We start from the raw sequence: 23,592 nt of genomic DNA, 5'->3' as shown, positions 1-23,592 counted from the left end.
AGGAATGGAAAGGCCCCGGGGCGCGGTCGCCTCGGGGCCTGTCTCGTTCAGCGTTTCCAGAAGTTCTTCGCGACCGAGTCGAAGAAGGAGAAGATCGCATCGCCCGCGATCACGCCCGCCGCGAAGACCTCCATGTCGCCCTCGCCGCTCGCGCCGCGCCGCTTCTCCCAGATCAACCGGCAGAGGATGCCGGCCAGCACCGCCCAGCCCGCCATCGGGAAGTTGATCAGGAGGCCGGTGGCGAAGAGCACGCCGATCTGCCGCTTCGGCCCGCCGATGAACTGCAGGATGGCGCCGGGGATCGCCCAGAGGAAGAGCTGCCAGGCGACGCCATCAGCCACGCCGGCCTTGATCGTCGCGGCATAGACCTTGTTCACGGGGGCGACGAGGTTCTGGTCGAAGAAGGACTGGTAGGAAACCAGCACGACTGCGCCCGCCACGACGAAGGCGAACATCGCGGCGAAGAGCTGCTGGCGGCGGCCCTCAAGTTCGAAGGCCGGGTCGGCGCCGTTGCCGCGCAGCAGGTAACCGGCCTTCAGATCATAGCCCATATCGGCGAAGGCCGGGCCGGTCGCGGCCGAGAAGCCGACCAGCAGCGCCAGGGCCGGCATCGGGAAGCCGATGAGCATGCCGATGATCAGCGTGATCAGCGCCACCGCGAAGGCCGGGAACCAGCCGGAATGCATCGCGGCGAGGCCGACGATCAGCTCGTGCACATAGGCCGCGAAGGCGGCGTAGAGCACGAACAGGATCAGCATGCCCATCGACATGTCGCTCATCAACCCACCGACCACGGCGATGAACACCGCGATCGCGAGATAGCCGACGGTGCCCAGCCCGAGCGCGCGCTTCACCTCGGTATCCGAGACACCCGCGGTCGCTTCGCCCGCCTTGGCCTCACCGCGGCGGAACAGCAGCATCGCGACCTGGAACAGCGCGACGAGGCCGGCACCGATCATGAAGCCATGCGGGATATAGGCCGCCATCAGGTCGCCCTTGGGGATCAGGGTCTCGAACAGCGGCCCGCCGAAGATCTGGCCGGAATAGCCGCGCAGCAAGAGGCCAATGCCGAACATCGTGAGCGCCCAGACATTGCCGATGAAGGCAACGCCGAAAGCCGACATCGGAATCCCCGAAACCGCGGTCGAGCCGGCGAAGCCGATCCAGGCCAGCGGGATCTTGATGAAGGAGGCGGCAACGCCGGTGCCGAAGCCGATGCCCATCAGCACCGCCTTGCGGCCGCCCTCGTCGCCGGCCTTGATCGCCTCGGCAGCGGCGACGCCCGGAGGCCAGGCGCCCTGCGCCGGGAAGACGCGGGAATCGAACATTCGGTAGAGCAGATAGGCGTCGAGCAGCATCGCGAAGAAGGCGCCCGCCAGCATCGGCAGCACCAGATCCGGCCGGCCGAGCAGCCAGGGAATGCCGACCGGCAGGAGCAGGCTGTTCGCCGCACCGAACGTGGCCGAGGAGATCGCGCTCTGGGCCAGGTTCTGGACATGGATCGAGCGGTAACGCGCGAACATGGCGAGCGGCACGCGCGCCAGCGCCATGGCGGCGAGCGCGCCGATCAACGAGGTGTTGGCGGTGATGCCAAGCGACACCAGAAGCTGCATGCCGATGATCGCGCCGAAGACGCAGAGCACGGCGATGAGCAGCAATGTCGCCGGCTCGAACAGGCTGGGGTGCCGCCGAGGCACCCCTTCAGTCGGATTGGTCATGCCTCGGTCCCCATGTGATGCCCTTGTCGAGCTGTTGGCGTTTCGTCCCTGGATATCAAGCAATCAGGATGCCGGCCTTGGCCTCGCCGACATCCTGCGTGGCATGCGCGCCCTGCACGCCGTAATCGCGTTTGGCCGCATCCGGAGAGACCAGCCCGAGCGCGATGTCGCGGGCGATCGCCTCCCGCGAACGCTCGAAGGCCGGGCCGTAGCCGGCGCCACCGGCGAGCACGAGCTCGACGATCTCATGCGGCTGCCGCACCTGGACCAGTTCGCCGGTGCCGACATCCCTGAGGACATGGCCCTGCTCGTCGATCACCCGGCCGGAGGCCCCGCCGCCGGCCTTGCCGCCGAACAGGCCCGGGATCGGGTTGTTGACGCCTTCCGGATAAAGCGAGACCAGCGTCGGCAGTCCGTCATCGGCGAGTTTGCGCAGCCGCACGCGCTGGCCAAGGCCGCCGCGATGCTGGCCGGCACCGCCCGAGTCGGCGAGATAGGTCTTCTCGACCACCAGAACCGGCACCCGCGATTCGAAAGTCTCGATCGAGGTATTCGCCGCCGAAGTCGGGTAGAGCAGGCCGGACTTGCCGTCGCCCTGGGCCGAGCCGCCCTGGCCGCCGCCGCAGAAGAGCATATCGGAATAGGTGTCGCCGGCCGCATCGCGGCCATAGACGCTCGCCGCCACCGGCAGACCGGTGAAGGCCTGGACCTGCTTCGGCGCCGCTTCCGACAAGGCGCGGAAGATGTTCGGCGCCAGGTACCAGCCGGTGCGGGTGCGCAGATTCACCGCCAGCGGCTTGTCGCAGTTCAGGATCGAGCCCTTGGGCGCATCGACCGAGAAGGCGCGGTAGCAGCCGGCATTGCCGCGGACCGACGGCGTCAGCATGCATTTCAGCGGGTAGGTCGCATGCGCCATCGTGTAGTTGAGCGTGCAGTTCAGCCCGCCCTGCGGCAATTGCGGCGGCGCGCCGGCGAAGTCGAGATGGATCGTGTCACCCTTCACCGTCAGCGCCAGCGGATAGGTCATCGGCGTGCCCAGCGGGTTGTTCGAGACCGTGCCGTGATAGGTTCCATCAGGCAGCGCGCGGATCGCCTCGCGCATCGCCTTCTCCGAGCGGCTCTGCACGACATGGGCGAGCGCCCTGAGATCCTGCATGCCGTAATCGGTGAGGAAGGACTGCAGACGCTCGGCGCCGATTGCATTCGCCGCGACGAAGGAGTGGAGATCGCCCAGCACCTGCTCGGAATTGCGCACGTTCTCGCCGAGCAGGCGGACCAGCGTCTCGTTGATCCGGCCGGCCTCGTAGAGCTTCATCGGCGGGATCTGGAAGCCTTCCTCGTAGATCTCGCGAGCCCGCAGCGAATCCTTGGTGCCGCCGATATCCGAGACATGGCCGACCGTGCCCATCAATCCGACGACACGATTGCCGAGGAAGACCGGCGTGACGATCGCGATGTCGAAGAGATGGCCGGCGCAGAGCCAGGGATCGTTGGTGATCAGCACGTCGCCGGGCTTCAGCGTCTCGGCCGGATAGCGCTCCAGCAGCGCCTTCACCGCACGCGGCAACGTCAAGTTGAACACCGGCATGGCGCGGGGCGAATGCGCCAGCGTCTCGCCTTCAGGATCGAGCAGTTCGCAGGCGAAATCCTGCGCTTCCGAGATCACCAGCGAGAAGGCGGTGCGGCAGACCGTCAGCCACATCTCCTCGACGACGTTGATCATCCGGCTCCACATGATCTCCAGCGAGATCGGATCGGCCTCGATCCGGCGCGCGGCCTCGGCCAGCGGCATGTCGGCGGTGATCGTCGTCTCGGCCGCGTTGGCCTGGCCGACATGGATGATCAGGTTCAGGACATCGTCGATGGCGACGCTGTCGCCGGGCGGGACGATCGTGGTTGCCTCGCGCTCCTCGATGATCGCCGGCCCCTTGACGGTGTCGCCGGAACGCAGGGCGTAGCGGTCATAGACCGTCGCCTCGCTCCAGCCGCCCTCGAACCAGGCCTTGCGGGTGCCCTTGATCTTGTTCGCGGCATCGCCGCCGCCGGCCGCGCCGGACAGCGAGAGCGTCGGGACCGGGCCGGCGCAGCGGACGCGGAAGTTGATCGCTTCCAGCCGCGCGCCCTCATAGACCGAGGTGTAGCGGGCGGAATAGGCCTTGCTGAACGCCGCGCGGATGGCATCGAGGCTCGCCGCATCGATGGTGCCTGATGGCAGCGGCACGGAGATGTCGTGCATCTGGCCGACGAGGCGCATATCGGCCGTACGCTCGACCGTGACGTCGGCGGGCTTCACGCCGGCCTCGGTCAGGTGCTTGCGACCATCGACTTCGAGATCGCGGAGCACGGCATTGACGGAAGCCGCATCGAAGCCTTCGGAGAATTCGACCGGCAGCGAGCGCACCATGTCGAAGGAGAGCGGCGCGGCGAGGAAGCCGAGCGCGGAAGCCGCGCCCGAGGCCGGCGGGATGATGACCTGCTTGACGCCGAGCACGCGGGCGACGTCGACGGCATGCGCCGGGCCTGCGCCGCCGAAGCCGACCATGGCGTAATGGCGGGGGTCCTTGCCCTTCTCGACGAGATGGACGCGGGCGGCGGCGCCCATGCTCTCGACCACGACCTTGTGGATGCCCCAGGCGGCTTCCTCGACCGAGAGGCCGAGCGGCGCCGCCACCGTCGAGACGGCCTTGCGCGCTGCCTCCAGGTCGAGCGCCATGCGCCCGCCCAAGAAGAAGCCGGGATCATAGTAGCCGAGCACGAGATTGGCGTCGGTCACGGTCGGCTTGGTGCCGCCCATGCCGTAGCAGGCCGGGCCCGGATCGGAACCGGCCGAATGCGGGCCGACCTTGAGCAGACCGACCTCGTCGATCGCCGCGATCGAGCCGCCGCCGGCGCCGATCTCGATCATGTCGATGACGGGCGCCTTGATCGGCAAGCCGGAGCCCTTGGCGAAGCGGTTGACGCGGCCGGCTTCGAGCATCGGCGCGATCTCGGCGCGGCCATCCTCGATCATGCAGGCCTTGGCGGTGGTGCCGCCCATGTCGAAGGAGATCACGTCCTTGTGGCCGGCAAGCTCGCCGAACAGCGCCGTGGCGAGGCCGCCACCGGCCGGGCCGCTCTCCAGCAGGCGGATCGGGAAGGTGCGCGCCGTCTCGGGCGAGACGAGGCCGCCGGCCGAATGCATCAGCGTCAGGGAACCGCGGAAGGAGCGGGCCGCGAGCTCGCGCTCAAGCCGCTGCAGATAGCGGCGCATCAGCGGCTGCACATAGGCATTGGCCGCCGTGGTGACGAAGCGCTGGTATTCCCAGATCTCGGCGACGACTTCGCTCGACAGCGAAACGGTGAGTTCCGGGCAGGCCTCGCGGACGATGCGGCCAGCCTCCTGCTCATGGGCCGGGTTGCGGTAACTGTTGAGGAAGCAGACCGCGATCGCCTCGCAGCCGGCGGCTTCCAGCTCACGGGCGGCCTTGCGCACGGCGTCCGCATCGAGCGTGGTGACGACCTGACCATCGCGGTCGATGCGCTCGGCCACTTCGAGGCGGTGTTCCCGCGAGACCAGCGGATCGGGGAAGGTCAGGAACAGGTCGTAGATGTCGTAGCGCTGCTCCGTCCCCATTTCGAGGATGTCGCGAAAACCCCTGGTGGTGATTAGGCCAAGCTTCGAGCCTTTGCGCTCGATCACGGCATTGGTGACCAGTGTCGTGCCATGGACGATGTCGCCGACATCGGCGAGCGTGATGCCGGCCATCTCGGTGAGCTCGCCGAGGCCGATCAGCGCCGCTTCCGACGGGTCATGCGGGGTGGTCAGGCGCTTGTGCAGCCGGACCGAACGCTCCTGCGAATCGTACAGGATGAAGTCGGTGAAGGTGCCGCCGATATCGAAGCCGATACGCCAACGATTGCTCATGGAGCGGTCTCCGCGATTGAGAGGTTCAGGGGTATGAAACGCTTGTCCTGGATCAGGGCCGCGATCTCGGCGGCGCCCTGACCCAGCGAACGGATGATGGCGAGGCGCTCGGCCGGCTCGACCGTGGCGGCCGGGAAGGACAGGCAGAGCGCGACCTCGTCGCCGGTGGTGGGATCGCCGACGGCAACCGAGATGGCGCGCACGCCGTGCACCGCCTCGTCATGGGATTCGGCGAAGCCGGCGCGGCGCACGATGGCGAGACGCGCCAGCAGCTCGTCCATATCCTGCGGCGCGGTCGCCGAGGGCGGCGTGAAGCCGGCGGGATAGAGCGCGCGAACCTCTTCGTCGGAGAGGCGGGCCAGCAGGGCACGGCCGGTGCTCGAGGCGAAGGCCGGGATGCGGTCGCCGATCGAGGTGACGACCCTGAGCGCATGACGGCCGGGATGGGCGGTGACGCCGACGATCTCGTTGCCACGGCGCACGCTGATATAGCCGGTATGGCCGATCTGGTCGGAAACCCGCCCCACGATCGCATCGGCCCGGTCGATCAGCGACGCGGCGAAACGATAGAGATGGCCGACCTGGTTGAGCAGGAGCGAGGGCCGGTAACGTTTGCTCTCCCCGACCGTCTCCAGCAGCCCCTCGTCGCGCATCGCCCGAAGCAGGCGCGAGGCATTGCTCTTCGGCATGCCCAAGAGCGTGACGAGATCCGTCACCGTGACGTCGTGGCGCGTGCTGGAAAAACAGCGAAGCACATCCACGGCCGACGACAGGATGGACATCGCGCTAACCCTTTAAGTTCCATTAAATGGAACTGAAGTTGCAGTAATAGGAAAAATACGTGAGTTAGGGAAGATGTCAATCCTGTGACCGCCGCTTTCCTTCCGCAGCGGGATTCGGGCGCCTCGACGCCGATCCGGCTTGGCTGTATCCCGGCCTCCTGACCGCCTCGGGCATCGGAGCCTGCCGTCATGGAGATCACCGGATGAGCGACAACCTGCTCTATCTCTCGCGCGACGATGTCCGCGCGCTGGCGATCTCGCCCGATGAAGCGCGCGAGGCCGTGCTGCAGGGTTTTCGCGACTATGCCGCCGGTCTGAACCGGAGCCTGCCGAAGACGGCGCTGACGCTCGGGCCGGGCCACGGCTTCCAGGCGATGACGGCAGCCTCGTCGGCCCAGCAGATCGCCACGGTGAAATGGGTGGCGATGGCGCCGGTCGCGGCGGGCTCGCCCCTGCCCGCCGTCAGCGCGCTGATCTGCGTGAACGACTATGCGACGGGCATGCCGCGCGCGATCCTCGACGGCGACGAAATCACCCTGATCCGCACTGCGGCGATCACCGCAGCCGCCGCCACGCGCCTCGCCCCAACGACGCCGCGCACCATCGGCTTCATCGGCTGCGGTCTTCAGGCCCATGCCCATCTCGCCGCCTTCCGCGCGCTCTACCCGGGCCTGACGACGGCGTTGGCCATGAGTCGCAGCCGCGCCTCAGCCGAGCGCCTCATGGAAGCCGCACGCGCGAGCGGTCTCGCGACGCGGGTGCTGGACGACGCCGACGCGCTGCTGGGCGAGAGCGACATCGTGATCTCGATGGTGCCCGGCGGCCCCGGCATGACGCCCTTCCTCGATGCGCGGCGCCTGAAGCCGGTCGCCTTCGCCGCGGCGGTCGATACCGGCCGGAGCTGGCTGCCGGAGACGCTGCCGGCCTTCGACGTGCTCGCCACCGACAGCCTCGAACAGTCGCGCGCGCCTTATGATGCCGCCGGCAATCCGGTGACGACCGTCAGCTTCGGCCATGACATGACGGAGCTTGCGGGCGCTCCGCATCCGACGGCATCGGCAGGCCGTTCCTTCTTCTGCTTCCGCGGCGTCGCGCTGGCCGATCTCGCGCTCGCCCATCTCGTCGTCGAGAAGGCCCGCGCGCAGGGGCGCGGCACCACCCTGCAGCGCTGATCCCGCCCAACTTCACTGGACCACGCCATGACCCAGCGCCTTCGCGATTTCGGCCTCACCTGCGGCATCATGGAGCCCGGCCCGCTCAACACGATCACCGACGTGCCCGGCGTCAAGCTCGGCCATTTCACCCTAGATACAGGCGATCTGCGGACCGGTTTCACGGCCCTGCTGCCGCATGACGGCAATCTCTTCCGCCGGAAGGTGCGCGCCGCGGTCGATGTCATCAACGGTTTCGGCAAGAGCGCCGGGCTGATGCAGCTCGCCGAGCTCGGTCAGATCGAGACGCCGCTTCTCCTCGGAAACACCCTCGCCGTCGGCACCGGCTTCGACGCGCTGGTGACGCGCGCGCTCGCCGACAATCCCGACATCGGTCGCGAGACCGGCACGGTCAATCCAGTCGTTCTCGAATGCAATGACGGCTATCTCTCCGACATTCGCGCCCGCGCGCTGACAGAGGCCCACGCCTTCGCCGCGCTCGACGCCGCCGCCTCCGGCCCCGTCGCGGAAGGCGCGGTCGGCGCCGGCACCGGCATGAGCGCCTTCGGCTTCAAGGGCGGCATCGGCACGGCATCGCGCCGCTTCGTCCTCGACGGCGCCGATCACACGCTCGGCCTGCTGGCTCTAGCCAATTTCGGCAATGCCGGCGATCTCGTCCTGCCCGATGGTCGCCGTCCCGTTCCGCCCGAGGCGAAGCCCCAAGCCGAGCGCGGCTCGGTGATCCTCATCATCGCGACCGACGTGCCGCTGGAATCGCGGCAGTTGCAGCGCATCGCGCGCCGCGGCGGCGCCGGTCTCGCCCGGCTCGGCGCCTTCTGGGGCAATGGCAGCGGCGACATCGCCGTCGCCTTCACCACGGCCGACCCGATCGATCACGATCAGCCCACCGATCTCGTGCCGCTGCGCGCCCTCAACGAGAACCGCATCGACACGCTCTTCCGCGCTGCCGCGGAGGCGACGCAGGAAGCCGTGCTCAATGCGATGGTCGCCGCGCCCGCCACAACCGGGCGCGACGGGCACCACCGCCCGTCGCTGCGAGATTGGCTGCGAGCGAACGCGGGCTGAAACGGTGCGGGCCCCTCAGGCCCACTCGCCCTTGCGGAACACCGGCACGCGGCGGCCGTCTTCGTAGACGCCGTCGATATCGACCTCGCCCGAACCGATCATCCAATCGATATGGATCAGGCTCTTGTTGCCGCCCTGCGCCGCGATCTGCTCCGGGGTGAGGCTCGCGCCATCGACGAAGCATTTCGAATAGCACTGCCCGAGCGCGATGTGGCAGGAGGCGTTCTCGTCGAAGAGCGTGTTGTAGAACAGGATGCCGCTCTTCGAGATCGGCGAGGAGTTCGGCACCAGCGCGACCTCGCCCAGCCGGCGCGAGCCGTCATCGGTGTCGAGCACCTTGTTCAGCACGGCCTCGCCGCGCGAGGCCTTGGCCTCGACGATCCTCCCGCCCTCGAAGCGCACCTGGATCTGGTCGATCAGCGAGCCCTGATAGGAGAGCGGCTTGGTACTGGAGACATGGCCCTCGACCCGGCGCGCATGCGGCGTGGTGAAAACCTCCTCGGTCGGGATGTTCGGGTTGCAGACGATGCCGTTCTTGGCCGGCGAGGCACCGCCCTGCCAGTCATGGCCGTCGGCGAGCCCCACGGTCAGATCGGTGCCCGGCCCGGTGAAATGCAGCGAGGCGAAGCGCTGGCCGTTGAGCCAGTCGCGGCGCGTCCGCAGCGCCGCGTTATGCGCAGCCCAGGCCGCGACGGGATCAGCCTGATCGATTCGCGAGGCCGAGAAGATCGCCTCCGCCAGCTTGCCGACCGCGACCTCCTCGGCATCATCCGGGAAGACCTGCTTCGCCCAGGCCGCACTGGGATAGGCCAGGATGTTCCAGTTGATGTCGAAGCCGGCGATCTTCTCCAGCGCCGGCTGATAGGCGAGCGAATTCGCCTTGCTGGCGCGCCCGACCTTGGCCGGATCCTCGTTCGCCAGCAGCATCGGGTTGTCGCCGACGATGGCAAGCCGGGCGGTATTGGCGGAAAAGGCCTCGGCGACGCCCTTGTAGAGCCAGGCCGGCGCCTTGTCGAAGCTCGCATCCGGCGCAAAGCGATAGCGCGCCAGCGTCACCTCCTCATCGGCCAGCATCGGCGTGACGATGCCGGCGCCGGCCTTGTACGCGTGCGCGGCGATCAGCCGGACCAGCGGCAGCGCCGCGACCGGCGCGGTCAGGAACAGGTCCTGCCCCGGCTGGAGATTGAGGCCGACGCGGATGGCGACCTCGGCCAGCTTGTCGAGCTTGGCGGGATCGATGGCAGAGGGGCGCTGATCTTGCGGACGCTGGTGAACAGTCATGGCACTCGACCTGTCGGATTCGGGATATCAGCCATTGCTGGCCCAAATCGTTGTGAGGTCAACCATCCTACCGACAGGACAGCCATCCGATGAGCGGTCGTCGGCCCTTCAGCCGCTCGCCTCGTCCACCCGGACCATCCGCCTGAGCTTGCTGGCCCGCAGCAGATGGCTGCGCATCAGCGCGGAGGCGACCTCGTTCTCGCCCGCCTCCAGATGGTCGAGCATGGCCATATGCTCGGTGCAGTTCACCCGCACGCGCTCCATGCCCTGGTCCCAGTCGTAATTCGACAGGCGCCGAAGCTGGTTCTGGCGCCGCATCGCCGAATGGAAGAAGCGGTTGCCGGTGGCGGCGGCCAGCCCCTCGTGGAAATCGGCATTCATCTCGTAGAAGGCGATGCTCGACGATTCCCGCCAGGGCCGCTTGAGCGACTCGACATGCCGCACCCGCATCTCGGTGATCCAGCCGGGATCGAGCTGGAAATCGGGCTCCAGCATCGCCATCGGCTCGATCAGCAGGCGGAAGCGATAGCTCTCGTCGCGCAGGCGCTGGTCGCGCGGCTCGTGCAGGAAACGCCAGCCATAGCCCGGCTTGCGCTCGACCATGTCGAGATCGGCGAGACGCGCGAGCAGCTTCTGCGCCTCGGGCCGGCCGAGTTCGTAGCGCCGCATCACCTCAAGCTCCGAAACCTCGTCCGGCAGGAGCCCATTCTCGCGCTCTCGGGCCAACCTGACCATGGCGATGTCTATCATCTCCGGCGGGCGGGCGCTGTCGCTCGCCGCTGGCAGCTGGATCAGCTCGATGCCCTTGTTGAGATGCCGGCGCACCACACCCTGCTCGGCGAGGTGGTCCAGCGCGGCACGTACGGGCGTGCGTGACACCCCGAGCCGCTTCGCCGTCGCATTCTCGTTGAGCCAGGCACCGGCCGCCAGCGCATCGTCACGCACGAGCTGCAGGATGCGGTCGGCGATCTCCTGTTGCAGCCGGGTCGGCGCCGCCATCGGAAAAGACCTTGATTGTTTTAGTTCGGGATGAAATACACTACAGCACGATTTCTCGCCAGCATACCGGAAAGATGTGCGCCATGGTCCAGCCCTGCCCCTTCGTCGACGTGTCGGGCACGCCCTATGAGCGCGGCCGCCAGCATGGTGCAGCCGTCCCGCAGCGCGTCAAGCGCTCGATCGAGCTCTATGGCGGCCAGCTCGGCGAGCTCGGTTACGACACTGCGGCGAAATCGGCGCTGATCGCCGAATTCGCCAGGGAGATCGAGCATTTCGGCGCGCATTACATCGAGGAGATGCGCGGCATCGCCGACGGTGCCGGCGTCGCGCTCGAAGACATCGTCATGGTCAATGCCCGCACCGAGGTCATCGCCAAGGCCCGCCTCGTCAAGAACAAGCCGATCGAGGCCCAGGAAGAACTCGACGACGGCTGCACCGGCGCGATCATCCTGCCGGAGCGCAGCGCCTCGGGCGAATTGATCCACGGCCAGAACTGGGACTGGAAGGCGGAATGCGCGGAGACCGCGATCGTGCTGCGCGTGCGCCGCGACGACGGGCCGGACTTCCTGACCTTCGTCGAGGCTGGCGGCCTCGCCCGCTGCGGCATGAACGCGGCCGGCATCTCGATCACCGCCAATTATCTCGAATCCGAGCGTGATTTCACCCAGGCCGGCGTGCCGCTCGCCCTGATCCGCCGCAAGGTGCTGGAGCAGGAGCATCTCGCCTTCGCGATCAAGGCCGTGGCGACGACGCCGAAGGCCTGCTCGAACAACATGATGCTCTCGACCGTGAAGGGTTTTGGCATCGACTTCGAATGCGCCCCGGACGAGGCCTTCCCGCTCTATCCGCAGGACGGCATGATCGTGCACGCCAATCACTGGGTCGGCCAGATCGCGCTGACCAAGATCAAGGACACCGGCATCCCGCGCGTGCCGGAGAGCTTCTATCGCGACTGGCGCGTCCGCAAGCTGCTCGACGAGGCCGGCCGCAAGCTGACCGTCGACGACCTCAAGCAGGCCTTCTTCGACGATTTCCTCGCGCCTCATTCGGTCTGCCGCCCGGTGCGTCCGAACGAGGCCGGCAACCTCTCGGCCACCGTCGCCATGGTGATCATGCAGCCGGCGAAGGGGATCATGGAGGTCGCGCCGCTGCCCGCCCAGAACCGCGTCTTCACGCGCTACAGCCTGACCGAAGAGCCCGTGCTGCTCGCCGAAGCGGCGGAATAAGCCGGCAACACCGCGTCACAACCGAAAAACAACAGGGGAACAGGATGCGCCGAACCACCAAGACCGCCATCGCCGCCGCGCTGCTCTGCGGCGGCCTCGTTCCGGTCGCCGGGGCGAGCACGCTGAAGATTCAGCTGCGCGCCGACATCCGCTCGATCAATCCGGGCGTCAATCGCGACGCCAATACCGACGGCGTCGTCGTGCAGATGGTCGAGGGGCTCGTCGCCTATGGCGAGGACGCCTTGCCGAAGCCGCTGCTGGCCGAGAAGGTCGACATCTCCCCGGACGGGAAGACTTATACCTTCACGCTGCGCCAGGGCGTGAAATTCCATAACGGAGCCGCCCTGACCTCGGCCGACGTGCTGTGGAGCTGGAACCGCTACATGGATCCGAAGACCGACTGGCGCTGCCTCTCGGAATTCGACGGCCGCGGCCAGGTCAAGGTCGAGAAGATCTCGGCACCCGACGACAAGACCGTCGTCTTCGACCTGGACAAGCCGAGCGCGCTCTTCCTTGCCGCGCTCGCCCGCACCGACTGCGCCATGACCGGCATCCTGCACAAGGATTCGCTCAAGGCCGACGGCTCCTTCGACAAGCCGATCGGCACCGGCCCGTTCAAGTTCGCCGAGTGGAAGCGCGGCGAGTACATCCTGCTCGAGCGCTTCGCCGATTACGCCTCGCTGCCCGGCAAGATCGACGGCCTGACCGGCGCCAAGAAGCCGCTGGTCGACGAGGTCCGCTTCCTCGTCATTCCCGACAACTCAACCGCCAAGGCCGCGCTGCTGAAGGGCGATATCGATATCGTTCCGGACATCGCCAATACCGATATCGCCGAGCTCAAGAAGAACGACAAGGTCAAGACCTCCGTCGTCTCCAGCATGGGCCTCGTCGGTCTGATCATCCAGACGCGCGATCCGCTGCTGCAGAACGTCAAGCTGCGCCAGGCCATGGCCGCTGCGATCGACTCCAAGGAGCTGGTTGGTGCCGTCACCGACGGCATCGGCTCGCCCAACAACTCGATCGTGCCGGCGCTGTCCGCCTATTACGGACCGGTCCAGAAGCAGGGCTGGAAATACGACCCTGCCGCCGCCAAGAAGCTCCTGAGCGAAGCGGGCTACAAGGGCGAGAAGATCGTGATGCTCGCCAACAAGCGCTATCCCGAGAGCTTCGACGCCGCCGTCGTCGCCCAGCAGATGCTGCAGGCCGTCGGCTTCAACATCGAGATCGAGGTGCTGGAATGGGCGACGCAGCTCGACCGCTACAGCAAGGGCAACTACACGATCCAGGCCTTCCCCTATTCGGGTCGCATGGACCCCGCCCTGAGCTACGAGTCGATGACCGGCCCGAAGGACAAGCAGCCGCGCAAGCTCTGGGACAATCCGGAGGTGCAGGCCCTGCTCGACAAGTCCATGGTCGTCAACGACAAGGCCGAGCGCCAGAAGATCTTCGACGAATTGCACAAGCGCTTCATCAACGATGTCCCGATGGTGATGCTCTATAACGGCATCGTCGGCGGCGCGATCAGCAGCAAGACCAAGGGCTATGTCTCGACGCTGAGCTCGCTGCCCCGCGCCTGGGAAGTCAGCACCGGCCAGTAACGGCCGCCGCCTCGTCTTTGCGACCTCCGACAGCACGGCATGCCCCTGGGGCATGCCCGAACGACAAGACAACGAGGGAACGGGAATGATCCGCTTTTCGGCCTCTGCCCTGGCGCTCGCGCTCCTTGGCGGCGCAGCTCAGGCACAGACCATCAATGTCGCGCTCAATGCCGACATCCGCAGCAGCAATCCGGGCGTCAACCGCGACGACAACACCGACGCGGTGGTGCTGCATATGGTCGAAGGCCTCGTCGGCTACCGGGAGAACGGCGCTGTCGCGCCGCTTCTTGCCGAGAAGATCGATATCTCGCCGGACGGGCTGAGCTACACCTTCCACCTGCGCAAGGGCGTGAAGTTCCATAACGGCGCCGAGATGAGCTCGGCCGACGTGCTGTGGAGCTGGAACCGCTACATGGACGCGAAGACCGACTGGCGCTGCAAGCCGGAATTCGACGGCCGCATCGGCCTCAAGGTCACGGAAGCGAGCGCTCCCGACGCATCGACCTTCGTGATGAAGCTGGAGAAGCCGAGCGCGCTCTTCCTGGATACGATGGCCCGTACCGACTGCGCCATGGTCGCGATCCTGCACAAGGACTCGCTCAAGCCCGATGGAAGCTGGGACAAGCCGATCGGCACCGGCCCCTTCCAGCTTGCCGACTGGCGTCGCGGCGAATTCGTCCTGCTCAAGCGCTTCGACGCCTATGCCTCCCCGCCCGGCGACAAGCGCGACGGTTATGTCGGCTCCAAGCGCCCGCTCGCGGCCGAGGTCAAGTTCCTCGCCATCGCCGATGGCGCGACCGTCAAGGCCGGTCTGATGTCAGGCGCGCTCGACGTCGCCGACGTGCCGGACGAGGACGTGCCTGAAATGAAGAAGAGCGGCCTGCAGGTGCTGACGGCGCCGAGCGCCACCAAGCACGGAATCCTGCTCCAGAGCCGCGACCCGCTGCTCAGCGACGTCCGTATGCGCCAGGCGATCATGGCAGCGTTCGATCAGGACGAGATCGTCGGCGCCGTCTCGAACGGGCTCGGCAAGGTCAACAATTCAGCGGTCTACGTCACCTCGCCCTATTATGACGAGGTCCAGAAGAAGCGCTACACGCACGAACCCGCGCGCGTGAAGAAGCTGCTCACCGAGGCCGGCTACAAGGGCGAGACGATCAAGCTGATCGCCAACAAGCGCTCGACCGTGCCGAGTTACCCGATCGCGATCATGGCGCAGGCCATGCTGCAGGCCGCCGGCATCAAGGCCGATATCGAGATTCTGGAATGGGCGACGCAGCTCGACCGCTTCTCGAAAGGCAACTATCAGATGATGTCCTTCAGCTATTCGGCTCGCATCGACCCCGCCCAGAGCTACAACCAGTTCTCCGGCCCGAAGGACAAGTTGCCCTCCAAGGTCTGGGACAATCGTGAGGCCGATGCCCTGATCGAGAAGGCGACGCTGGTCAGCGACGAGGCCGAGCGCCGCAAGATCTTCGACCAGCTCCATGTGATGATGCTGTCAGATGCGCCGCTGATCTTCCTCTACAATCAGGTCGACACGGCCGTCGTCTCGAAGCGCCTGCAGGGATTCGCGCCCTGGGTCGCCTCGAAGCCGCGCCTCTGGGAGGTCTCCGTCACCAAGTGACGGCCGCCGCTCAGCCCGGCTCGATCGGAGCCGGGCCGACGGGCGCGCCCTTGATGATATGGGTCGCGATCAGGGCCGCCAACGCTCCTGCGTCGCGCGCCTTCAGGGCCGCCATCATCTCGTAATGCTCGCGATCGCTCTTCTGAAGCAGTTCATGCGAGCTCCACACCGTGATCTGCGAACCGCGTCCGCGGTCGCGCAGGCCCCAGATCATCTCCTCCAGCACGGCATTGCCGCAGAAGGAGTACATGAATTGATGGAAGGCGCGGTTGATCTCGCTTTGCTCGGTCCGGCTGCCGGTCGTGACCGCGGCGGAGAACTGCGCCGCGAGCGCGTCCAGCCTCGCGATCGCGGCATCGTCGATGCGCGCCATGACGCCTTCCGCGGTGGCCCGCTCCAGGATGATGCGCGTCGCAAGAATCTCCTCATAGGTCTTGAGGTCGACCTCGGCGACGCGATAGCCCCGGTTCGGGACATGCTCGATCGTCTTGCGCACGGCGAGTTCATCGAGCGCGCTGCGCACGTCGAAGCGGGTCGCCTCGAAGCGCTCCTCGAGATCGATCTGGCGCAGCCATTCGCCGGGCCGGAACGCGCGCAGACGGATCGCCTGCGCGATCTCGTTGGCGAGCATGGCGCGCCGCGTGCTGGTGTTCTTGCGTTTCCGCTCGGACGTCATGGCAGGCTCTCTGAAGCGCTTTCGAGCGAAGTAGGCACCGGTTCGCGTGAAGAAAATGCGGCGGAACAATGCTCTAGCAGGATTCGCGCGGCGCGGAAGAAGTTGGTTGCGAAGCCAACCATATCATGCAACATAATTGGCGCCAATAATTTCGCCAGAGGAGAAACGCCGTGAACGCCGTGGCAGAACAGACCGCCAAGCCCGATGCCGAGGCGGTCGCCCGCGCCAAGGCGCTCTACGAATACGGCCCGACCTCGATCTATTCCTCGAAGCACGATCCGCGCTTCCCCTATTGCCTCTATGTCCCGCCGTCGCTGGGCGAGGGCAGCGAGAAGCCGGAGCTGGTCGTCGCCATGCACGGCACCGGCCGCGGCTTCACCGGCTATCGCGACGCCTTCTCGGCCTTCGCCCGCTGGAACAACTGCATCATCCTGGCGCCGCTCTTCCCGATCGGCGTGATGGGCGACGGCTATCGCGACGGCTTCAAGTACATGCGCGAGGGCAATCTCCGTTACGACCACGTCCTGCTCGCCATCGTCGAGGAGGTCTCCGAGCGTTATGGCATCGCCTTCGATCGCTTCGGCCTGTTCGGCTATTCCGGCGGCGGCCATTTCGCCCATCGCTTCCTGATGTTGCAGCCGCACAAGCTCTGGGGCGTTTCGATCGGCGCGCCGGGATCGGTCACCTTGCTCGACCCGAGCCGCGACTGGTGGGTCGGCACCCGCAACTTCGCCGAGCTCTTCGGGCAGCAGCTCGACATCCCCGCGATGAAGCAGGTCGCGGTGCAGATGGTCGTCGGCGCCGCCGATCTCGAGACCTGGGAGATTACCCACAAGCCGGGCGGCCGCAACTGGATGCCGGATGCCAACCATGCCGGCACCAACCGGCCGGAGCGGCTGGCGAGCCTGCGCGACAATTTCGCCGAACACGGCATCACCGCCCGCTTCGACCTCGTTCCGAACACGCCACATGACGGCGTCAAGGTCGTGCCGGTCGTCGAGGATTTCTTCGCGGGCGAGCTTCGCCGCATCCGCGCCGCCCGCAAGGCCGGCTGAACGATCATAAGAACAACGGGGGAAACATCATGAAGCGCTTCCTTGTCTCCGCCGCCGCGCTCGCCCTCTCGGCCGGCGCCCTCCAGGCCCAGACGCTGACGGCCGTGCTCAACGCCGATATCCGCTCGACCAATCCCGGCGTGAACCGCGACGGCAATACCGATTCCGTCGTGCTTCACATGGTCGAGGGCCTCGTCAGCTATGCCGAGGACGGCTCGGTTGGCCCGCTGCTCGCCGAGAAGGTCGAGATTTCGCCTGATGGCAAGACCTACACCTTCCGCCTGCGCAAGGGCGTGAAGTTCCATAACGGCGCGACCATGACCTCGGCCGACGTGCTGTGGAGCTGGAACCGCTACATGGACCCGAAGACCGACTGGCGCTGCCTCTCGGATTTCGACGGGCGCAACGGCCTCAAGGTCGAGAAGATCTCGGCTCCGGATGCCGACACCGTCGTGATGGAGATCAACGAGCCGAACGGCCTCTTCCTCGACTCGCTCGCCCGCGCCGATTGCGGCGGCACCGCCGTGATCCACAAGGATTCGGTCAAGGCCGATGGCAGCTGGGACAAGCCGATCGGCACCGGCCCGTTCATGCTCGGCGACTGGAAGCGCGGCCAATCGGTCCAACTTCTCGCCTTCGACCAGTATGTCTCGCCCAAGGGCGACAAGCGCGACGGCTATATCGGCTCGAAGCGCCCGCTGGTGAAGGAAGCCCGCTTCATGGTCATTCCCGACGCGGCGACGGTGAAGGCGGGCCTGCTCTCAGGCTCGCTCGACATGGCGCTGATGCCGGAATCGGACGTTCCCGATCTCAAGAACGCGCCGAACCTCACGCTCGCGATCGCGCCGAACCCGGTGCGCCACAGCCTGATCATCCAGACGCGCGATCCCGTCATGAAGAACCAGGCCCTGCGCCAGGCGATCGCCGCCGCGATCGATTTCCCCGAGCTCGTCGCCAATGTCTCGAACGGTCTCGGCAAGCCCAACAACTCGCCGGTCTACACGACCTCGAAATACTATGGCGATGTCGAGAAGCAGGGCTTCAAATACGATCCCGCCGCCGCCAAGGCCCTGCTGCAGAAGGCCGGCTACAAGGGCGAGAAGATCACGATCCTCGCCAACAAGCGCTCCTCGGTGCCGAGCTTCAACACCGCCGTCATCGCCCAGGCGATGATGCAGGCGGTCGGCATCAATGCCGAGATCGAGGTGCTGGAATGGGCGACGCAGCTCGATCGCTACAACAAGGGCAACTACCAGATGCAGTCCTTCTCCTATTCGAGCCGCTTCGACCCCGCGCTCGGATTCGAGCAGATCGCCGGCCCGAAGGACAAGCAGCCGCGCAAGATCTGGGAGGAGCCGGAGGCGCTCGCCCTGATCCAGAAGTCGATGGTGGTGACCGATACCGCCGAGCGCCAGAAGATCTTCGACGACCTGCACAAGCGCTTCATCGACGAGGTCCCGACCATCTTCACCCATAACGACCTCGACATCATCGCCCATTCCAAGAAGGTGAGCGGCGTGACGCCCTGGGCGTCCCAGTTGCGCCTCTGGGAAGTCAGCGTCGCGAAGTGAGACGATTGCCGGCTCCGCCATCCGGTGGAGCCGGCCTTGAGCATTTTCGAGCGAAGCGAGCCCCGATTCGCATAGAAGAAGATGCGGGAATGCTCTGAGGCTTGGGAGGGCCTTTGATGTTTCGATTTGCGCTGACACGGATAGGGATGGCTTTGCCGACGCTGCTGATCGTGGCGGTGTCGGTCTTCGTGCTGATCCGTCTGATCCCGGGCGATCCGGCCCAGTTGATGCTGGGTGATCTTGCGACGCCGGCGAGTCTGGCCGATCTCAGGGCCCGGCTCGGGCTCGACCAGTCTTTGCCGGTGCAGTTCGGCATCTGGATCGGCAATGTCCTGACCGGCGATTTCGGCCAGTCGATCTCGTCGCAGCAGGCGGTGCTGCCGCTGATCCTGCAGCGCTTCTGGATCTCGGCCCAGATCGTGCTCGTCGCGGTCTTGCTGGCGAGCTGCGTCGCGGTGCCCGCCGGCGTCATCGCCGCCTGGAAGCAGGATTCCGCGCTCGATCTTGGCCTCGTCGCGACCGCCACGCTGCTGCTTTCGATCCCGACCTTCTGGCTGGGTCTCCTGCTCTTGCTGTTCTTCGGGCTCAAGCTCGAATGGCTGCCGGTGGTCGGCTATGTCTCGATCGCCGAGAACCCGTGGGCCGGCATCCTCTATCTGGTCATGCCGATCATGACGCTGTTCCTCCACGAGATCGGCGTGATCCTGCGCATGGCGCGCGCCTCGACGCTGGAAGTGCTCCGGCTCGACTACATCACCCATGCCCGCGCCAAGGGCCTCTCGGAGCGCGCCGTGCTCTGGCGCCACGCCTTCAAGAACGCCTTCGGCCCGACCTGGACCCTGATCGGCCTCGTCCTCGGCAACCTGCTCGGCGGCATCGCCGTGGTCGAGACGGTCTTCACCATCCCCGGCCTCGGGCGCCTGCTGGTCGATGCGATCTTCGCCCGCGACTATCCGGTGATCCAGGGCTGCATGCTCTTCGTCGCCTTCACCTATGTGCTGGTGAACCTCGTCATCGACCTCTGCTACCCGGTCTTCGATCCAAGGGTGACGGCGCAATGAGCACCGACAGCACAACGACGGGTGGCGCCTCCATGAAGAAGCCCCGCCGCATGAAGCTCCCCGCTCCCAATGCGATCGTCGGCGGCACGCTGATCGGCATCCTGCTCATCGCCGCCGGCACCGGCGCGCTCTGGACGCCCTATGATCCGCTCAAGCTCTCCTTCCGCGAGAAGCTGGCCGCACCGAGCGCGCTGCACTGGCTCGGTACCGACGAGTTCGGCCGCGACGTGCTCTCGCGCCTGATGGCGGGGGCTGCGACCTCGGTCTGGATCTCGATCCTGACCGTAACTCTGGCCGTCGTCTTCGGCACCCTGATCGGCCTGTTCTCCGGCTATATGCGCGGCTGGACCGACCGCATCATCATGGCCTTCAACGATGCGCTCCTCGCCTTCCCCGGCATCCTGCTGGCGCTCGGCCTGCTCGCGGTGGTCGGCGCCAACAAATACGGCATCATCGTCGCGCTCGGCATCGCCTATACGCCGTCGGTCGCCCGCGTCGTGCGCGGCACCGTGCTCTCGCTGCGGGAGCGCGAGTTCATCGCGGCCTCGCGCGTGATGGGCAATGCCGAGGCCTTCACCATGGCCCGCCACATCCTGCCGAACTGCATCGCGCCGCTCACCGTGCTGGCGACCTCGATGTTCGGCTATGTCCTGCTGGCCGAGAGCGCGCTCTCCTTCCTGGGACTGGGCGTGCCGCCGCCGGCCCCGACCTGGGGCAACATGCTCGCCGGTTCCAGACCCTATATCGGCCAGGCCGTCTGGCTCGGCATCTTCCCGGGCCTCGCGATCTCGCTGACCCTGCTCGGCATCAACCTGCTCGGCGACGCCGTGCGCGACCGGCTCGACCCGCGGATGAGGGGCTCGCGATGAACACGACAGCTCCACTCCTCGACGTCGCCGGCCTCACCTTGAAGATCGGCGGCTCCGGCCGCACCGTCGTCAACGACGTCTCCTTCCAGGTCTTCCCCGGCGAGATCGTCGGCATTGTCGGCGAATCCGGTTCGGGCAAGACGCTCGCCGCTCGCGCGGTGATGGGCTTCATCCCGCCGGCGGTGCGGCTCGAAGGCGGCATGATCCGCTTCGACGGCCAGGACGTCATGGCGATGAGCCCGAAGGACCTGCGCGCCATGCGCGGCTCCAAGGTCGGCATGGTCTTCCAGGAGCCGATGACCTCGCTCAACCCCTCGATGCTGATCGGGCGCCAGCTCGACGAGGGGCTGGCCCTGCACCGCAAGCTCGACGCCCCCGCCCGCCGGGCGCTGATCCTCGACATGCTCAGGAGCGTCGGCCTGCGCGATCCGGAGGGCGCGCTCTCCGCCTATCCGCATCAGTTCTCCGGTGGCATGCGCCAGCGCATCATGCTGGCCTCGGTGATGCTCTTGAAGCCCGCGCTGCTGCTGGCCGACGAGCCGACCACCGCGCTCGACGCTGTCGTCCAGCGCGACGTGATGGAGCTGATGGTCGAGCTGACCAAGGCCAACCACACCGCCGTGCTGCTGATCTCGCATGATCTCGGCATGGTCGCGCGCTATTGCAGCCGCATCGTCGTGATGTCCCAGGGCGACGTGGTCGAACAGGGCAAGGCCGAGGACATCCTGGCCCGGCCGCAGCACCCCTATACCCGCAAGCTGCTCTCGGCGATGCCGCACCGCTCGCCGGCGCGCCCGCTGCCGGAGGCCAAGACGCCGATCGTCGCGGTCCGCGACCTCGTCGTCGAATATCCCGGCCGGCAGGGCTTCTTCCGCAAGAGTGAGGCCAAGCGCGCGCTGCACGGCATCAGCATCGACGTGCAGCCCGGCGAGGTCGTCGCGGTGGTCGGCGGCTCGGGCTCGGGCAAGACCACCCTCGGCCAATCGATCGCCGGCCTGGTCAGGCCGGCCGGCGGCGAGATCCGCTTCAACGGCAAGCCGATCGAGAAGAGCGACGCCGCCTACTGGGATTATCGGCTGAACTGCCAGATGGTCTTCCAGGACCCCTACTCCTCGCTCGATCCGCGCATGACGATCCGGCAGCTCGTCGCCGAGCCGCTCAGGCTCGTCCCCGACATGAGCCCGGCCGACCGCAAGGCCCGCGTCTCGGAAGTGCTGACCGAGGTCGGCCTGGGCCACGGCTTCGCCGAGCGCTATCCGCACGAGCTTTCCGGCGGCCAGCGCCAGCGCATCGCGATCGCCCGCGCGATCGTGCGCCGGCCGAGCTTCGTCATCGCCGACGAGCCGGTCTCGGCGCTCGACGTCACCGTGCGTGCGCAGGTTCTGGAGCTTTTCGACGAGCTCCAGAAGAAGCACGGTTTCTCCTGCCTGTTCATCAGCCACGATCTCGGCGTGGTCGAGCAGGTCGCGGACCGCGTCATCGTCATGCAGGACGGCCGCATCGTCGAGGAAGGCCCCCGCGACGACATCTTCGACAATCCGACACACCCCTATACCCAGAAGCTCCTCGCAGCTGTCCCGGGCCTCGAAGCCACATCGGAAGGCGGCGTCAGGCTCTTCTGGAGGCGGGCAGAGAACGACAGGGAAATCGTCGGTTGAACGCCTTCGCCTGAAAGAGACGCGCCGTCATTCCGGGTCAAGCCCGGAATGACGGCGTAAAATCGGGACGATCCAAACCCGAAACAAAGGCGGCCGGAGCGGCTGCCTTCACGACATTACGCGCCGCGCTTGTCCAGAGGCACGATGAAGAAGCAGATCACGCCCGACAGCGCACAGGCGAACAAGCCGAGGTCGAAGCGGCCGGTGAAGCTCAGCACCATCGCAAAGGCCGATGGGGCCACGACGTAACCGAGGAAGATGACGAGCGTCGCGGCGGCAGATGCCTCCCGAACCAGGCTAGGCGGGCAAGCACGCGCAATTTCGGACAATTGGACGCCGTTCCAGCTGGATACGGTAACGCCGGCGATCGCTGCGATGACGCAGTATATGGGGAAGGACCACTCCGGCGTCGCCAGGGCTAAAGTCAGTGACGTCGCGCCCGACGCCAATCCGATCATGCGCAACAGGAGCCGCGGAGCTCCCAGGTGATCGGATAGCCAACCGAGAAAGACACGGCCCGCGACGCTCGTAGCTTGCATCAATGCGTAGAGCGCGCCGGCGGTCTCGAGGCTGTAGCCGAGCTGCGAGACCGCATAGGTCATGAGATAAGCGAACCAGATCCCCTGCCCTATGGCCAGGCAGGCACCGGCTGCCGCCAGGCGAAACAACATCGAGGACGCTGCCAGCGTCCTGATCGGCGTCACCAGATTGGAGAGGGAGAGGATGGCGCCGAGCCCGAATTTCAGGCCCCTCTCCCGATCGCGATCGAGCGCCTCTCGCATCGGCTGGACACTGGCGATGATGGCAAGCACGAAGATTGCCGATGCCAGGAGGGCGACGCGCCAGCCATAGGCTGCTGCGAGAGGTGGCAGGGCGAGCCCCGCGATGACCCCGCCGAGGGGCACTCCAGCCTGCTTGATCGAGAAGATCATGCTGCGACGGCCATGAGGTGCCGTCCGATGAAGCACATCGTTACCCGCGGGCGAGGACGGCCCGTAGCCAACTCCGATGAGGAGCGAGGCCATACATGCTGCTATCGTCCAGCTCGGAAGAAAAAGCGCCAGCCCCAGGATTCCGATCATCAGCCCGGCCTGGAGCGCCCGCACGGAGCCCAGAGCTCTCAGATAGGGCGCACCCAGGGCGAGGAAGAGAATCGACCCAAGCGTGTTCAGGCTGGCGAGATAACCCACCACTGAATCCGACCAGCCGCGCTCGGCAGCAAGGATCGGCGCGATCGTGGGAGGGATGCGGCTGAGGAAGGCCGTAGCCATCTGTACCGCAACCATGGTGGCGAGAGCGAGCTGCCATGATGGAGCGGACCCGGTCTCCA

Annotated in this window: 17 protein-coding genes; 10 read left to right on the top strand and 7 right to left on the bottom strand. The window is 66.5% G+C overall.

From position 1 onward, the window contains the following. Positions 1 to 47: 47 nt before the first annotated feature. The 3 genes from ASE61_RS06295 to ASE61_RS06285 are packed head-to-tail and all read right to left on the bottom strand — an operon-like array spanning position 48 to position 6,404. Positions 48 to 1,718 (bottom strand): OPT/YSL family transporter, encoded by a 1,671-nt coding sequence (locus ASE61_RS06295; protein ID WP_061965845.1) that lies wholly within the window; start codon positions 1,716 to 1,718, stop codon positions 48 to 50. 55 nt (positions 1,719 to 1,773) lie between these two features. Further along, positions 1,774 to 5,622 carry a hydantoinase B/oxoprolinase family protein gene (locus ASE61_RS06290; RefSeq protein ID WP_061965843.1) on the bottom strand — a complete coding sequence of 1,283 codons (3,849 nt, stop codon included), beginning with the start codon at positions 5,620 to 5,622 and terminating at the stop codon, positions 1,774 to 1,776. Next, positions 5,619 to 6,404: an IclR family transcriptional regulator gene (locus ASE61_RS06285; RefSeq protein WP_061965842.1), complete on the bottom strand. Its 786-nt coding sequence runs from the start codon at positions 6,402 to 6,404 to the stop codon at positions 5,619 to 5,621. Before ASE61_RS06285 ends, ASE61_RS06290 begins: the two co-directional genes overlap by 4 nt. 203 nt (positions 6,405 to 6,607) lie before the next feature. Between ASE61_RS06285 and ASE61_RS06280 the strand changes: the two genes are divergently transcribed. Together ASE61_RS06280 and ASE61_RS06275 are read left to right on the top strand one after the other, a co-directional pair. Beyond that, positions 6,608 to 7,576, top strand: a complete 969-nt coding sequence (locus ASE61_RS06280) for a hypothetical protein (protein ID WP_061965840.1) — start codon at positions 6,608 to 6,610, stop codon at positions 7,574 to 7,576. A 27-nt stretch (positions 7,577 to 7,603) separates the two neighbouring features. Next, the gene (locus ASE61_RS06275; RefSeq protein WP_061965838.1) at positions 7,604 to 8,641 is read left to right on the top strand and encodes a P1 family peptidase; all 1,038 of its coding nucleotides are present in this window, start codon (positions 7,604 to 7,606) and stop codon (positions 8,639 to 8,641) included. Positions 8,642 to 8,656: 15 nt separating this feature from the next. Here ASE61_RS06275 and ASE61_RS06270 read toward each other — a convergent pair whose 3' ends face one another. Next, positions 8,657 to 9,922, bottom strand: a complete 1,266-nt coding sequence (locus ASE61_RS06270) for an aminopeptidase (protein ID WP_061965836.1) — start codon at positions 9,920 to 9,922, stop codon at positions 8,657 to 8,659. A gap of 108 nt (positions 9,923 to 10,030) precedes the next feature. Continuing rightward, positions 10,031 to 10,921, bottom strand: coding sequence for a GntR family transcriptional regulator (locus ASE61_RS06265; protein ID WP_061965834.1), 891 nt, complete (start codon positions 10,919 to 10,921; stop codon positions 10,031 to 10,033). Between the two features lie 83 nt (positions 10,922 to 11,004). Here ASE61_RS06265 and ASE61_RS06260 point away from each other — a divergent pair, with 83 nt between their 5' ends. From ASE61_RS06260 to ASE61_RS06250, 3 genes are all read left to right on the top strand, one after another. Beyond that, positions 11,005 to 12,147: a C45 family autoproteolytic acyltransferase/hydolase gene (locus tag ASE61_RS06260; protein ID WP_200959606.1), complete on the top strand. Its 1,143-nt coding sequence runs from the start codon at positions 11,005 to 11,007 to the stop codon at positions 12,145 to 12,147. A gap of 44 nt (positions 12,148 to 12,191) precedes the next feature. Next, positions 12,192 to 13,745 carry an ABC transporter substrate-binding protein gene (locus tag ASE61_RS06255; protein WP_061965830.1) on the top strand — a complete coding sequence of 518 codons (1,554 nt, stop codon included), beginning with the start codon at positions 12,192 to 12,194 and terminating at the stop codon, positions 13,743 to 13,745. Positions 13,746 to 13,830: 85 nt separating this feature from the next. Next, the gene (locus ASE61_RS06250) at positions 13,831 to 15,372 is read left to right on the top strand and encodes an ABC transporter substrate-binding protein (protein WP_061965828.1); all 1,542 of its coding nucleotides are present in this window, start codon (positions 13,831 to 13,833) and stop codon (positions 15,370 to 15,372) included. A 10-nt stretch (positions 15,373 to 15,382) separates the two neighbouring features. Here ASE61_RS06250 and ASE61_RS06245 read toward each other — a convergent pair whose 3' ends face one another. Beyond that, entirely contained in the window at positions 15,383 to 16,048 is a 666-nt protein-coding gene (locus ASE61_RS06245) for a GntR family transcriptional regulator (RefSeq protein ID WP_061965826.1), read from the bottom strand. Positions 16,049 to 16,218: 170 nt separating this feature from the next. Between ASE61_RS06245 and ASE61_RS06240 the strand changes: the two genes are divergently transcribed. The 5 genes from ASE61_RS06240 to ASE61_RS06220 all read left to right on the top strand — a co-directional run bounded on the left by ASE61_RS06240 (position 16,219) and on the right by ASE61_RS06220 (position 22,262). Beyond that, the gene (locus tag ASE61_RS06240) at positions 16,219 to 17,103 is read left to right on the top strand and encodes an alpha/beta hydrolase (protein WP_156406998.1); all 885 of its coding nucleotides are present in this window, start codon (positions 16,219 to 16,221) and stop codon (positions 17,101 to 17,103) included. A gap of 29 nt (positions 17,104 to 17,132) precedes the next feature. After that, entirely contained in the window at positions 17,133 to 18,674 is a 1,542-nt protein-coding gene (locus tag ASE61_RS06235) for an ABC transporter substrate-binding protein (protein WP_061965824.1), read from the top strand. 116 nt (positions 18,675 to 18,790) lie between these two features. Beyond that, positions 18,791 to 19,735 (top strand): ABC transporter permease, encoded by a 945-nt coding sequence (locus tag ASE61_RS06230; protein WP_061965823.1) that lies wholly within the window; start codon positions 18,791 to 18,793, stop codon positions 19,733 to 19,735. Positions 19,736 to 19,785: 50 nt separating this feature from the next. Continuing rightward, the gene (locus tag ASE61_RS06225; protein WP_061966059.1) at positions 19,786 to 20,604 is read left to right on the top strand and encodes an ABC transporter permease; all 819 of its coding nucleotides are present in this window, start codon (positions 19,786 to 19,788) and stop codon (positions 20,602 to 20,604) included. Then, on the top strand, positions 20,601 to 22,262 hold the full coding sequence (locus ASE61_RS06220; protein ID WP_061965821.1) for an ABC transporter ATP-binding protein: 1,662 nt from the start codon (positions 20,601 to 20,603) through the stop codon (positions 22,260 to 22,262). Before ASE61_RS06225 ends, ASE61_RS06220 begins: the two co-directional genes overlap by 4 nt. Positions 22,263 to 22,378: 116 nt before the next feature. Here the strand turns inward: ASE61_RS06220 and ASE61_RS06215 are convergent, their stop codons facing one another. Beyond that, a complete protein-coding gene (locus ASE61_RS06215) occupies positions 22,379 to 23,533 on the bottom strand; it encodes an MFS transporter (RefSeq protein WP_210171882.1) in 1,155 nt (384 codons plus the stop codon). Positions 23,534 to 23,592 lie beyond the last annotated feature (59 nt).

The sequence above is a fragment of the Allobosea sp. Root670 genome (assembly GCF_001429415.1).
GTDB classification, from domain to species: domain Bacteria; phylum Pseudomonadota; class Alphaproteobacteria; order Rhizobiales; family Beijerinckiaceae; genus Allobosea; species Allobosea robiniae.
The sequence above is the reverse complement of the archived record's forward strand: the minus strand, read 5'-3'. Positions and strand labels throughout refer to the sequence as shown.